The sequence below is a fragment of the Collinsella sp. AF08-23 genome (assembly GCF_003479805.1).
Taxonomy (GTDB): domain Bacteria; phylum Actinomycetota; class Coriobacteriia; order Coriobacteriales; family Coriobacteriaceae; genus Collinsella.
Window position 1 is genome coordinate 112164 of the sequence record NZ_QUHV01000003.1, and the last position, 13632, is coordinate 125795.

The following is a 13632-nucleotide window of genomic DNA, read 5'->3' on the forward strand; positions in this document are numbered from 1 at the left end:
TTACTCCGATTCGCCCTCGACGAAACCCGTGTCGACTGCGCGATTCGCGCCGTCGGCGGCCTTCGTGGCGAGCTCGTCGCAGCGCTCGTTGAACTCGTGGCCTGCATGTCCCTTTACCCAATGGAACGACACGCTGTGGGGTTCCTTGGCGGCGAGCAGGCGCTTCCAAAGGTCGACGTTCTTGACTGGCTTTTTCTGTGAGGTCTTCCATCCGCGGCGGATCCATCCCTCGACCCAATGCTGGTTGAAGGCGTTGCAGACATACTGCGAATCGGAGTGGACCTCGACTTCGCAGGGGCGATTGAGGGCCTCCAGCGCGCTGATGACGCCCAACAGCTCCATGCGGTTGTTGGTGGTGCGGTCGTAGCCGCGGGAGAGCTCGAGCGTGTGCAGTTTGCCTGAGGGTGCGGTGTAGCGCAGCACGGCGCCATAGCCGCCCGGTCCCGGATTGCCGCGCGACGAGCCGTCGGTGTAGACGATGACCTTCACATGGTTCCTTTCGATTTGTGAGCCTTCATTATAGGGGCGAGGCGGGACGGTTGCGACGATTCGTTTGGCGCCTGCGGGTCATGCGGATCCCTGCCGATTCCCGTGCTCGCGTTGACGCAGTGCGCGACCGGGCGGGAGGGTATGATTGCGGGGAATGATTCGCGTGAACGGAGGCGGACGTGGGACAGATTCGTTGGGGCATCATGGGCGCGGGCGGCATTGCCGGCAGGTTCGCGCGAGCGCTCGCGCATGTCGAGGGCGCGCGGCTGGTTGCGATCTCGGGGCGTCGCGCCGAGCGGCTCGACGCTTTTGCCGGGGAGTTTCACGTTGATGCGGCAAAGCGCTATGCGAGTGCCGAGGATAACGGGGCGTCCGCGCACCTTCGCCTCGTGGAGGATCCGGACGTGGATGCGGTCTACCTCGCGCTGCCCCACGGCATGCATGAGGAGTGGACGGTTCGGCTCCTGCGCGCCGGCAAGGCCGTGCTGTGCGAGAAGCCGGCCGTGCTCAGCGAGCGAGAGGCGGCGCACGTTGCGGAGGTGGCCCACGAGACGGGATCGCTGTTCATGGAGGCGATGAAGCCCCGTTTCATGCCCGCGCGCGAGCAGGTCGATGCGCTGCTCGCTCGTGGAGACCTCGGCGCCATCGCATCCATCGACATCGTCCATCGCGTGAACTACGGCGATCAGACTGGCCGCTATCTGCTCGATCCGGTGCAGGGTGGCACGTTATACGACTTGGGCTGCTATGGCGTGGGCTGGGCGGAGGACCTCCTTGCAGGAGAGGTCGAGGTCGACTCCTGCCGCACGCGGTGGATGCCCGCGGCGGAGGGAGGGTGCATCGACATCGCCGATGATGCGCGCCTGCGTATCGGCGGGGTGCCCGTGCACTTCGATTTCGCGGGCGATGCGGACGAGTTCGAGGTGGTCTGCCGGATTTGCTGCGAGCGCGGCGAGATCGAGGTCCCGGTGCTGCATCGCCCGGTGTCGTACGTCGTGAGGAAGTTCGTTGACGTTGACGGGGAGCGTATGGGCATCCGTGATGCGGACGCGGGTGAATCCGCCGCATGCGGCAATGTGTCGCCTGAGCTCGTCGAGGCTCCCGCTGTGGTGGACGACTTTTATGGCGAGATCGCCCATTTTTGTGGCTTGATGCGTGCGGGGGCACATGAGAGCTCGGTCATGCCGCTTGCGTCGACGGTGCGAATCGCGCGGACTATCGACGCGATCCGTGCGTCTTGGCCACCGGTCGGGCAGCGTGTTGTCGACGGCGCGCCCGAGCGGGACGTTGTCGACGGTGCGTTTGAGCAGGCTTCGGAGCGCTCCGTCGAGGGGAGCGGGCGATGAGCGCCCGCGCGGAGCAGGCCCCATCGGGATACGCCGCCGTGGGCACCATGTCCGAGCGCATGGGAAGCGATGAGCTCATCGCGGTGTTCTCTGAGGGTGACGGTTACGCCTCCCGTGCGCTCGTCGAGGATGTGGAGCTCGCCTACGAGTGCGCCGACGACGCGACGTTCGAGCACATGGTGTTTCGCGATTGCCTTTTCGAACAGGTCGATTTTCGCGACTGCACGTTTCGCGACGTCCGCTTCGAGGGCTGCCGCCTCATTGGCTGCACCATGGACAAGGCATGGCTCAACCGCGTTGACCTGCGAGATTGCTCCGCGCTGGGGTTGAGCCTCCTCCAGGCGCGGCTCGCGCAGGTGAGCGTGCGCGCCTCGGACCTCTCCTACGCTAATCTCTCCGAGGCGTCCATCGACCATCTGACGGTGCACGACTGCAAGCTTCGTGAGGCGGCGATACAGCGCGCGAAGCTCAAGCACGTGCGCTTGGATAAGACCGACCTCACGAGGCTCGACGTGTTTGGAACGCCGCTTTGCGGCATCGATGTGTCGACGTGCGCGTTTAGCGCCCCTGTGCTCTCGAGCGACTATCGCGAGCTGCGCGGGGCGCAAGTGAGTGCGGAGCAGGCGATGGACATCGCGTTACTCCTCGGCGTGCGGATCGCCGAGGAGTAGTCGGGCCGCTGCGTCGAGTGGCATGCGGACTGCTTGCCGTGCCGACCTGCGGACCACTGCGCTGAGGGGCTGGTTGCCTGCCGTTCCGACGTTCGGGCCGCTGCACTGAGGGGCTGGCTGCCTGCTGTGCCGACGCGCGGGCCGCTGCGCTAAGGGCTGGTTGCCTGCCGTGCCGACGCACTGGCTGCTGCGCCGTGGGGCAGGCCACCCGCCGTGCCGATGCGCCGCTGCGTCGATTGCGGAGATGCGACACGGCCCACCCCAATCAGGGATAATAGGGGACCCCTCGATATCGAAAGGACACCAATGCTAACCATAGGTTGCCATCTTTCAACCACTAAGGGCTATACCGCCATGGGCGAGGCCGCCCGTTCCATCGGCGCGAACACGTTCGCGTTCTTCACGCGCAACCCGCGTGGCGGCAGCGTGAAGGCGCTCGACCTCGATGACGTCGCGGGACTGCGGCGCATCTTAGAGAAGGATGGTTTCGGCCGCCTGGTGGCGCATGCACCTTACACGTACAACCCGTGCTCTGCCAAGGAGCGTGCGCGCGAGTTCGCGCTCGAGGCCATGGCCGAGGATCTGCAGCGCATGGAGGCACTCCCGGGCCAGCTCTACAACTTCCATCCTGGGGCGCACGTGGGGCAGGGGGTCGACGCGGGCATTGAGCTCATCGTCGACGCGCTGTGTCAGGTGATGTTCGGGGGGCAGCGCACGTGCGTGCTGCTCGAGACCATGGCGGGCAAGGGCACCGAGGTGGGGCGCACCTTCGAGGAGCTCGCGCGCATCATCGAGGGCGTGGGGGCCCGTCGCCCCGAGCTTGCGGGCGCCGGCATGATCGGCGTTTGCCTGGACACCTGCCACATCTCCGATGGCGGGTACGATATCGTGCACGACCTCGATGGCGTGCTGGAGGAGTTCGACCGCGTGGTGGGCGCCGAGCGCCTGCAGGCAGTGCATATCAACGACTCCAAAAATCCGTGCGGTGCGCACAAGGACCGGCACGAGGTCATCGGTGCGGGGTACCTGGGCAATCCCGAGCTCGGTGGCGGGGAGCACGTGCTACGCGCCATCGTGACCCACCCTGTCCTGCGTGACCTGCCGTTCATCCTGGAGACCCCGCACGACGATCTGGCGGGCTATGCCGGCGAGATCGCCTACCTGCGCGGGCTGACGGGGTAACGCCAGGCGCCCCTGCGCTGAGAAGTTGAGGTTTTTCGTATCGTTTTTAAAAAGGATGAAGTAGTGTGGGAACTTGGTCTAACAAAACTGCAGGTCGCAGTCAGTCTTCGATCGCGTATATTTGACTAATCCCAAAATGAGTACGAAAAAGCTCTCGCATCCTCGAGCGGGGGCTCGTCGCAGCTTGGTGAGTTGCATTCCGGCAGGATATGCCTCCTCGTAACCTCGCACGTCCGTCCTCGGCCCGGCTTGCCCCGCCACAACTTCGCCCGGTTTATTCCCCGTCCAAAAACGCGCCGGTCTGGCGGTTCCACAGGGCCGCGTACTCGCCGCCGGCCGCCGCGAGCTCGGCGTGCGTGCCGTCCTCGACGATCTCGCCGTCGGCGAGCACCACGATGCGGTCGAGTGCCGCCACGGTGGACAGGCGGTGCGCCACCACGATGGAGGTGCGCCCGCGCATGAGGTTCTCGAGCGCGTCCTGCACGAGCGCCTCGCTCTCGGAGTCAAGCGCGCTCGTGGCCTCGTCGAGCACGAGGATCGGCGCGTCGGTGAGGATGGCGCGCGCGATGGCGACGCGCTGGCGTTGGCCGCCGGAGAGCTTCACGCCGCGTTCGCCCACAAGGGTGTCGAGGCCCGCGGGCAGGCGGTCGATGAACTCCAGTGCGTTCGCCAGCTCGGCGGCGCGACGGATCTCTTCCTCGCTCGCGTCGGGGCGCCCGTACGCGATGTTCTCGCGGATGGAACGGTGGAACAGCAGCGCCTCCTGCGGCACGTAGGCAATCTGGCGGCGCAGGCTCTGCTGGGTGCAGGCTGAGATGTCCTGGCCGTCCACGTACACGTGGCCATCCTGCACGTCGGACAGGCGCAGCAACAGCTTGGTGAGGGTCGTCTTGCCCGAGCCGGAGCGGCCCACCAGGCCCACGCGCTGTCCCGCCGGGATATGCAGGTTGAGGTCGGTGAACACGCGGTCCCCCTCGGCGGCGTCCGTATAGGAGAAGCCGAGGTGCTCAAAGTCGATGGCACCCTCGCGCACCGCGAGGTCCGGGGCGCCCGGCGCGTCCTCCACCAGGCGCGGCTCGTCCAGGATGCGCGCCATCTCGCTCGCGTCGCCGATGGCGCGGTTCATGCGCTGCATCATCGAGTTGATGTAGTTGAAGCGCATGGACAGCTGGTAGGTGTAGGAGAACATCATGACGAGCATGCCGCCCGAGATGCCGAACCAGGCGTTGCCGCCCGCCACGAAGATGGACACGATGAGCATGATCACGGTGATGATGCCGCTTGTGGTGAACCCGCGCTGCATGGTGGCGCGCATGGAGCGGCTCTCGGCCTGCATGGCCGCGAGGTCCGCCTCGTCGAAAAGCTCCTTCTCGAAGTCCTCGCGGCCGCAGGTCTTGACGGCGAGGATGTTGGTCACCGCGTCTGAGAGCACGCCGGAGAGGCGGTTCTGCGCCTTGGCGGTGGCGGCGGATAGCGGCAGGATCCGCTGGTACATGCGCGTGGCCACGATCACGTAGATGACGAGCATCACGGCGAGCGCCGCGGCGTAGGCGGGCACGGCCGGGGCGAGCGCGATGAAGGTGCAGACGGTGCTGGCGATGGTGGGGATGAGCGAGTAGACCACCACGTCGACCATCTGGGTATAGCCGCTCATGAACTTGCTCGTCTGGCTCACGAGCGCGCCGCCGAATCGGCTGGTGTGGAAGGTCATGGACTGGTTGGAGAGCGTGTCGAAGCACAGGCGTGCCAGATGGTAATTGCCGTTGATCTGCAGCTTGTAGACGGCGTAGTCCTGCAGCTTGGAACAGACCTGGCCTACGAAGTTCACCAGCAGCAGCGCCAGGATATAGGGCCCGAAGACCTCCCAAACCTGGTCGGGCGCGACGGGTGAGGCCTGCACGCGGTCCACGATGAGGCCCATCACCCAGGTGTTCACGAAGATGAGGAGCGCCACGTAGGCGACGGAGGTGAACACGGCGAGCGCCGCGGCGCCCGGCTTCATGCGGGTGACCTCCCAAAAGCGCCGCAGTGTGCGTTTGACTGCGGGCTTTTCGAGCTTGGTGACGTTGCGTTGGGACATGGGGGACTCCTTGCGTGTGCGGACTGCCATACGGCGCGCGGGGTCCCGCATGCGCGGTTCCCGGCGTGATGTGTCTGCAAAAGGTTATCCCTTGAAGTCGGGTTCAGGTCAAGTTCTCCGCCGCCGGCCCTTGCCTGATTGCTGTTCCGCCCGCGAGGGGAGGCATTTTTTCATGGAAACATGGGTAGGTGGATGGAGCCCCGCCCCGGTTGGCGTGCCGCCCTTCGCGCAGCGGGCATCGCTCGCGGAGGCTTGGGTCGCGTTGGGGCCTCGGTGAACTGGGTATCATCCGTACCGTTGTCTGTATGCGGAAGGATTGATTTCCCGATGAACCACGATGAGATTCTGGACATGCTGAGGCGTGCCGGTGTGGAGGTGCCGAGCGGCGAGGACCCCATCGATGTTGAGGTCGAGGTGGAGGACGCCTCGCCCGACGGCGCGGACGCCTCGGGCAGGGGCGGGAAGAAGGGTGCCGGTCGTGGGCATGTCGAGCCCAAGTCCGCCCGCGAGCGCAAGAAGGCCGCCCGCAAGAAAAGGGCCAAGGGGTCGCACATCGATATCCCCGTGCCGCCGTTCATGGAACGCCTTGCCACGTGGAGTCGCACGGCGCTCATCGTCATGCTCGTCGTCCTTGGCATTGCGGCGCTGATCGCATATTGGTGGTTCCATCCCGCACTCAATATCCACAGTCCTCGTGTGTGGAACTGGATCATCCTCATTTCGATCGTCTGCTTCGTGGGGCTCAAAGTGTTCGGTTTGCGCTCTGAGCACCGCTCCTCGTTGTTCAACCGTCTCGCCCTGATTCCAGTTGCGGTGGTCGCGGCGTTCTTCATCGGCCTGATTATGGGCGAGCCGTTCATCCCGGGTAACGCCGAGCGCTTCGCCTCGGTCCTCAAGACCACCGAGGGTAATTTCGCCGAGGATATCGAGGAAGTCGACTATGCGGATGTTCCCGTTATCGACCGCGCGTCCGCTCAGCTGCTCGGCTCGCGCGCTATGGGATCGATCCCTGAGTTCGTGAGCCAGTTCGAGATCAGTCCCGCGTACAGTCAGATCAATTACCAGGGGCGTCCGGTACGCGTGAGTCCGCTCACCTATGCCGACCTCTTCAAGTGGTTGAGCCACCGTGGCGACGGCATCCCGGCGTATGTCTTGGTCGATATGGTCACGCAGGAAGCCGAGGTCGTTCGTCTGGAGGAACCCATTCGTTACTCCGAGAGCGAGCCGCTCGCGCGCAATATCGACCGCTACGTGCAACTCAAGTATCCAACGTACATGTTCGACCAGAAGTCCTTTGAGCTTGATGAGGATGGCACACCTTGGTGGGTGTTTCCCGTTCAGAGGCGTACCATCGGCCTGTTCGAAGGCACGACGATACAACGGGTGGTGCTGGTGAACGCCTGCACGGGCGAGACCGAGGACCATGCCATCGAGGATTGCCCCACGTGGGTGGACCGCGCTTACCCGAGCGATCTCATCATCGAGCAGTACAATTGGAGCGGTGCCTACAGAGGTGGATGGCTCAATTCCTGGCTCGGGCAGCAGGGCGTGGTGCGCACTACGCAGGGCAGCGATGGCGAGCTTGGGTACAACTACTTGGCGCAGGGTGATGACATCTACCTGTACACGGGTGTGAGCTCGGTGACCGCCGATAGCTCCAACGTGGGCTTCATCCTCGTCAATCAGCGCACGGGTGAGTCGCATTACTACCCCGTCGCCGGTGCCACCGAGGACTCCGCCCAGGCGAGCGCCGAGGGGCAGGTCCAGAACCTCAAATATGAGGCGACCTATCCGTTGCTGCTGAATGTGGCGGGGCAGCCCACGTACTTCATGGCGCTCAAGGACAATGCGGGCTTGGTGAAGATGTACGCCATGATCAACGTCGAGCATTACCAGAGCGTGGCGACGGGATCCACGGTTGCAACCACGCAGGAGAGCTACCTGCAGATGCTCGCCTCTTCCGGTGCGCTTTCCGAGGATGAGGCGGCGGCGTCTGGCGCGGAGGTCGAGGTCACTGGCAGAGTCGCGTCCATGGCCCAAGCAGTCATCGATGGTAATTCGCACTTCTATCTCACCCTTGAGGGCGATGATTCCATCTACGACGTTGCTCTTCCCGGCCTGGTCGATATCGTGCGCTACCACGTGGGAGATGAGGTTGCATTGAGCTACGTCAAGGACTCCGAGGGTGAGGGGGATGCCTGCTCGGTGCGTCGTGTGACGGCCCTGGGCGGAAAACGCGCCGAGGTCGAGGCGCTCGCAGACGACGATGCCGCCCCCGTGGAGGAACCGCCCGCCGAGTAGCCATTTGGTGCACTTGGGGTACGTCCCCAATTACATCATGCATAAACTGAGCTTATTGTCTCATCGGATTACATAGAACGGTAACAATTGAGAAATATTCTGCATGTAATGGTTTCTCTCATACGGTAAAGCGTATACTCCTTCACCAAGCATCTGCTTGTATGCACAAAAGAGGGAAAGGGATGCAATCATGTTGAAGAAGAAGCTTGGCGCGTTGACCGTCGCGATTGCGATGACTGGCGCCTTGGCGCTCACCGGTTGTGGCGGATCTGGCGCCCCGGCAGCGGGTTCCGCCGCCGCCGACGCCGCGACCGATGAGGGCTACACCCTTGTTTCCGACGGCAAGCTGACCATCGGCACGTCCGCCGAGTACGAGCCGTTCGAGTACATGGAAGACGGCGAGTATAAGGGCTTCGACCTCGAGCTCGCCCAGGCCATCGCCGACGACCTCGGCCTCGACCTCCAGATCGAGAACGTCGACTTCGACACCATCGTGCCCGGTGTCGCCTCCGGCGCGAAGTACGACATCGGCATTGCCGCCATCACCGCCACGCCCGAGCGTGAGGACGAGGTCGACTTCACCGATTCCTACTACATGGACGATCAGGCCATCGTGACCATGGCGGACAACGCCGACATCACTGGCGACAACTACGCTGAGGCGCTGGACGCCGAGGGTGTCAAGATCGCCGTCCAGTCTGGCTCCACCGCCGAGGCCTTTGCCAAGGAGAACTTCCCCAACGCGACCCTCGTCCCGTTCAAGAACGCCACCGACTGCTTCGCCGCCGTCCAGTCCGATCAGGCCGACGCGCTGGTGACCAACCGCTCCGTTGCCGCTCAGCTGGTCGCAACCTCCTTCAGCAACGAGCAGGTCATCAAGCAGGTCTCCACGGGCGAGGAGTATGCTATCGCCGTCAACAAGGACAACACCGCGCTCAAGGATGCCATCAACGAGTCCATTGCCAAGCTCACCGAGGATGGAACCGTCGACGCCCTCATGGAGAAGTACAACATCAAGTAGCGCACCCGCGCCGCATCAACGCGAGCCCTTCCCGTATGTGCGGGGAGGGCTTGTCTGGTATCTGGAGCGCCCTTAGATCGGAAGCGCCATGAGCGCACCGTGACGTGGGCGGAGGAAGGGGAGAACCATGGAGAACACCGGACGGCATTGCGCGTCGACGGGGAATGCGGGGCTGACCCGCGTCATTCGCTGGGCCACGCACGCGATGTTGCCGTGCTGCGCCGTGCTCGTCGCGTTGGCGGCTGTATGCGCCGTGCCGCGACCCGCTCATGCCTTGGAGGTCCAGAAGCTCACCTGCCGCCCCAACGGGGATTCCGGCAGTGACGTGCTCGGTGGTACGGAAACGCGTATCACCTGGGAGGTGCAGGCAGACACCGATGAGGCCGTTGCCGGTCTTTCGCTCACCGTGCCCGATGGCTCGACGTTCACCACCGATGATCTGCGCGTGACGATGCTCTCGGGCGAGGACCTCATGGATCGCGAGTTCATCGAGCCTGATATCGAGACGAATGGGGAGACGCTCGTCCTGACGTTTCCCGAGGCGGCACCCGCGGGTCGGTTCTTCCGTGTCGAGCTGTACGACGTGGTGTTCCCTGCCGCTGGCGGCGAGATGCTCTGCGAGGGCACGTACACGCTCGCCGACGGCACCGAGCACGATGTGGAGGGAATCCCCGCGGTCGAGGTCAAGGGCGTGACCCCGTTCGACCAGTTCAAGGCCTTTCTCGAGGACCAGGCATGGGTCGAGGCGTGGAATTCGAACACGTTTTTGCGCCTGTTCTTCAATCCGGTGCTCATTGTGAGCAGCCTGCCCATCATCTTCTCCGGCTTTCTGATGTCCGTCGCCATCGTGCTGGTGGCGTTCCCGCTCGCCATTCCCTTCGGCTTCATGTTCGCGCTCATGCGTATCTCCAAGTCGCGCATCCTGCGCGCCATCGCGGGCGTCTACGTGAACATCATCCGTGGCACGCCGGCGTTCCTGCAGATTTACATCGCGTTCTTCGGCTTGCCGCTTGCAGGTGTCAATATCGACAACTACACGCTCGGCGTCATCGTCATGGCCATGAATTCCGCCGCTTACCTGTGTGAGATCTTCCGCGCCGGTATTCAGTCCATCCCCAAGGGACAGTCCGAGGCGGCCCGTTCGCTGGGCATGAGTGCCACCCAGACCATGGTGTCGATCATCATCCCGCAGACGTTCCGGAATGTGATCCCCACACTCACCAGCGAATTCATTTTGCTGTACAAAGACACGTCGCTACTTGCGGCCGTGGGCGTCATGGAGATCGTGATGTACGCCAAGACGATCGTGGCCACAACGGGCTCCATCACGCCTTATGTGGTTGCCGCCCTGTTCTATTTGGTGGTTACGCTGCCGCTTGCTCGTCTCGTGAGCATGCTTGAGGCTCGCCTCACCGGAGCCACCGCCGGCGCGAATGCCGGGCCACAGGGCAAGAAGCCTGCCAAGAGCGCGGGAACGATGGTCCCCACGCCCGCCGATCACATCGCGAACCTGTAGGGAGTGCTTGAGATGAGTGACAACGCAAAGACCGTGGACGTATCCGGTGCGTCTCACGCCTCTGCGGAGGGGCCTGTGGTCCAGATCCGCGGCCTGCATAAGGCATATGGCGACAACGTCGTACTGCGTGGAATCGACCTGGACGTGCACCGCGGTGAGGTCGTGGTGGTGCTGGGGCCGTCGGGTTCCGGTAAGTCGACGATGCTGCGCTGCGTGAACTTGCTTGAGACGCCCACGCAGGGCTCCATCGTGGTCGAGGGCGTGGATATCACCAAAAAGGGCGTGGATATCAACAAGGTGCGGTCGACGCTCGGCATGGTATTCCAGCAGTTCAACCTGTTCCCGCATCTTTCTGCCAAGAAGAACGTCATGATAGCCCAGCAGAAGGTTCTCAAGCGCAGTAAGGAGGAAGCGGAGCGCATCGCAGTCGAGGAGCTGACCAAAGTCGGGCTCAGCGACCGTGTGGACTTCATGCCTGCCCAGCTTTCCGGTGGTCAGCAGCAGCGCGTTGCCATCGCTCGAGCACTGGCGATGAACCCGCACGTCATGCTATTCGATGAGGCCACGAGTGCTCTCGACCCCGAGCTCGTACGTGATGTCCTGGGTGTCATGCGCGATTTGGCGCGCGAAGGCATGACCATGATCGTGGTGACCCACGAGATGCAGTTCGCCCGTGACGTTGCCGATCGCGTCATCTTCATGGACGGCGGCGTCATCGTGGAGCAGGGCACGCCGGAGGAGGTTTTCGACCATCCCACATCAGAGCGGACCAAGGACTTCCTGGGCCACATCGCCTAGCCGCTGCGCAATTGGAGACGAGTGCCAATTGACCCAAAACGCTCACGGGTGCGGATTTTGGGTATGAGGACCTGGTATGCAGCCGCACTGTCTCCTTGGAAGGTCCCCCATGATCCAGGTCATCATCTCCCCCGCGAAACAGATGCGCGTCGACTCCGACGCATTCGCCCCGCGGGGGATTCCTCCGTTCCCGCAGAAGACCGCGCGAATCGTCCGTGCGTTGCGCACGATCGAGGATGAGCGGGGGAGTGCAGGCCTCAAGGAGCTCTGGCGGGTCAACGACAAACTGCTCGTCGAGAACATCGAGCGCCTCGCGGAGTTCAGATGCGTGATGGATGGAGGCGAGCTGCGGGATGCCGCCGTGGCACGTCTGGTTTGCCCTGCGATCACATCGTACGTGGGCATCCAGTATCGCAGCATGGCACCCGACGTGCTCGATGCGAAAGCCCTCGAGTGGCTGCAGGCTCACCTGTGGGTGCTCTCCGCGCTCTACGGATGCGTGAGACCCTTCGACGCGGTCCAGCCGTATCGACTGGAGATGGCGGCGAAGCTGTCGATCGACGGAGCGAAGGACCTCTACGGTTATTGGGGCGCTGACATCGCCGCGAGTGTCTGCGGCGCGACCGCGCCCGAGGGGACATGCGACCCCGATATGGCGGGCGCAGACGTCACGGTGGTGAATCTCGCGAGCGTGGAGTACGCGAAAGCGGTGCTGCCCCATCTTCCCGAGGGCGCGTCGCACGTCACGATTGTCTTTGGCGAGGACGTGCGTGCGGGCAAGCCGGTTCAGCGTGCGACGGCGAGCAAAATCGCCCGTGGCAGCATGGTCCGCTGGATGGCCGAGAACTCCGTGGAGGACGCGAGCGCCCTCCAACGGTTTGACGTGGGCTATACGTTTGCCCCGGAACTCTCTCGTGAAGCGGAGCTCAGCCGCACGCTCGTGTTCATGAAACGATGACCCCTGCCTCAATTGGAGATCACAAGGCGCTCTTGTAGATGGCGCGTGCATCGTCGAGAGTGAGCGACTGGAACGTTCCGAACCTCTCGCCGCGGTTGATGCGCAGTCCGCGGATCAGTCGATCGATGTCGGTCTCCTCGATGCCGAGTTCGCCCAAGGTGGATGGCATACCCATGGAGACGAAGAACTCTTGGAGCTCGTCGATGGTCGCCTCAACGGCGTCGTGTACGGCGCGTTCGGGCGTGATTTCCTCGTCGATGTCCGATAGGTCGTCGACCTCGGGATCGACGGGCTCGATGCCGAAGACTTCGGCGCCGAACGTGAGGAACCGCTCGGGGTGGTTCTGCCACACGTAGCGCATCCAGGCCGGGAAGACGACCGCGAGACCCGCTCCGTGTGTGATACCCGGATCGACGGCGGACAGCTCGTGCTCGAGTCCGTGACAGCTCCAGTCGCCGTCGCGCTTGCCGGGGATGCCAAGGCCGCAGCCGGCGAGGCCGTTGTGGGCGAGTGTGCCGATCCACATGAGCTCCGCGCGGGCATCGTAGTTCTCGGGATCTTCCATCACGATGCACGCGGCATCGATCGCGGCGCGGATGAGACCGCAGGCGATGTTGTCCGTCACGCCGACCGCGGGCTCGCCCGAGAAGAAGCGCTCCATGATATGGGCGATCATGTCGGTGACGCCCGCCGCCGTCTGGTATGGAGGCAAGGTGAAGGTGAGCTCCGGGTCGAGAAAGGCGATGGCGGGGCGGATGAGCTCACTGGTGCATCCGCTCTTGAGGCCCTCGGCATCATTGCTGATGACGCAGGAGTTGGACGCCTCGGAGCCGGAAGCGGGGATGGTTACCACCGCTGCGAGTGGCAGGCAGTGCTCGACCGTCGCCTTTTTGGCCCAGAAGTCCCACGGGTCGCCGTCGTAGCAGGCACCGACGGCGATGGCCTTGGCGCAGTCCATGGCCGATCCGCCGCCCACGGGCAGCACGATATCGACGTCCTCGTGCTTGGCCAATTCAGATCCCTTGCGCACAAGCCCAATCTCCGGATTGGGGCGCACCCCACCCAGCTCGACATGCGCGACACCCGCCGCGTCGAGTGATGCCCTTACGCGGTCGAGTGTTCCCGTGCGCACCACGGAGCCCTGTCCGTAGACGATGAGCGCGCGCCGGTGACCCGCCGCCGCGAGCTCGGTGCCCACGTGGTCGGTGACGCCACGGCCGAATACGAACTTGGTGGGAGAGCAGAAGGTGAAGTTGTTCATGGGGTCCTT

11 protein-coding genes are annotated in these 13632 nt (G+C 63.8%); 8 read left to right on the forward strand and 3 right to left on the reverse strand.

The window, feature by feature from the left end; translation table 11 throughout:
* Complete coding sequence (rnhA, locus tag DWV48_RS02785) at nt 1-489, reverse strand: ribonuclease HI (RefSeq protein WP_199588880.1); 489 nt, start codon at nt 487-489, stop codon at nt 1-3.
* A 179-nt stretch (nt 490-668) separates the two neighbouring features.
* Between rnhA and DWV48_RS02790 the strand changes: the two genes are divergently transcribed.
* From DWV48_RS02790 to DWV48_RS02800, 3 genes are all read left to right on the forward strand, one after another.
* Nucleotides 669-1835 (forward strand): Gfo/Idh/MocA family protein, encoded by a 1167-nt coding sequence (locus tag DWV48_RS02790; protein ID WP_118653247.1) that lies wholly within the window; start codon nt 669-671, stop codon nt 1833-1835.
* The gene (locus DWV48_RS02795; RefSeq protein ID WP_233546081.1) at nt 1832-2506 is read left to right on the forward strand and encodes a pentapeptide repeat-containing protein; all 675 of its coding nucleotides are present in this window, start codon (nt 1832-1834) and stop codon (nt 2504-2506) included. The genes DWV48_RS02790 and DWV48_RS02795 overlap by 4 nt, the downstream gene beginning before the upstream one ends.
* 306 nt (nt 2507-2812) lie before the next feature.
* The gene (locus tag DWV48_RS02800; protein ID WP_118653249.1) at nt 2813-3688 is read left to right on the forward strand and encodes a deoxyribonuclease IV; all 876 of its coding nucleotides are present in this window, start codon (nt 2813-2815) and stop codon (nt 3686-3688) included.
* Nucleotides 3689-3962: 274 nt separating this feature from the next.
* Here the strand turns inward: DWV48_RS02800 and DWV48_RS02805 are convergent, their stop codons facing one another.
* On the reverse strand, nt 3963-5768 hold the full coding sequence (locus tag DWV48_RS02805) for an ABC transporter ATP-binding protein (RefSeq protein WP_118653251.1): 1806 nt from the start codon (nt 5766-5768) through the stop codon (nt 3963-3965).
* 327 nt (nt 5769-6095) lie between these two features.
* Here DWV48_RS02805 and DWV48_RS02810 point away from each other — a divergent pair, with 327 nt between their 5' ends.
* From DWV48_RS02810 to DWV48_RS02830, 5 genes are all read left to right on the forward strand, one after another.
* Nucleotides 6096-8069, forward strand: coding sequence for a Tat pathway signal sequence (locus tag DWV48_RS02810; RefSeq protein ID WP_118653253.1), 1974 nt, complete (start codon nt 6096-6098; stop codon nt 8067-8069).
* A 190-nt stretch (nt 8070-8259) separates the two neighbouring features.
* The gene (locus DWV48_RS02815) at nt 8260-9090 is read left to right on the forward strand and encodes an ABC transporter substrate-binding protein (protein WP_118653255.1); all 831 of its coding nucleotides are present in this window, start codon (nt 8260-8262) and stop codon (nt 9088-9090) included.
* Nucleotides 9091-9217: 127 nt separating this feature from the next.
* Entirely contained in the window at nt 9218-10606 is a 1389-nt protein-coding gene (locus DWV48_RS02820) for an amino acid ABC transporter permease (RefSeq protein WP_233546082.1), read from the forward strand.
* A gap of 12 nt (nt 10607-10618) precedes the next feature.
* Entirely contained in the window at nt 10619-11404 is a 786-nt protein-coding gene (locus DWV48_RS02825) for an amino acid ABC transporter ATP-binding protein (RefSeq protein ID WP_118653257.1), read from the forward strand.
* A gap of 109 nt (nt 11405-11513) precedes the next feature.
* Nucleotides 11514-12362 (forward strand): YaaA family protein, encoded by an 849-nt coding sequence (locus tag DWV48_RS02830; protein WP_118653259.1) that lies wholly within the window; start codon nt 11514-11516, stop codon nt 12360-12362.
* Between the two features lie 19 nt (nt 12363-12381).
* Here the strand turns inward: DWV48_RS02830 and DWV48_RS02835 are convergent, their stop codons facing one another.
* Nucleotides 12382-13623: an iron-containing alcohol dehydrogenase gene (locus DWV48_RS02835; RefSeq protein ID WP_118653261.1), complete on the reverse strand. Its 1242-nt coding sequence runs from the start codon at nt 13621-13623 to the stop codon at nt 12382-12384.
* Nucleotides 13624-13632 lie beyond the last annotated feature (9 nt).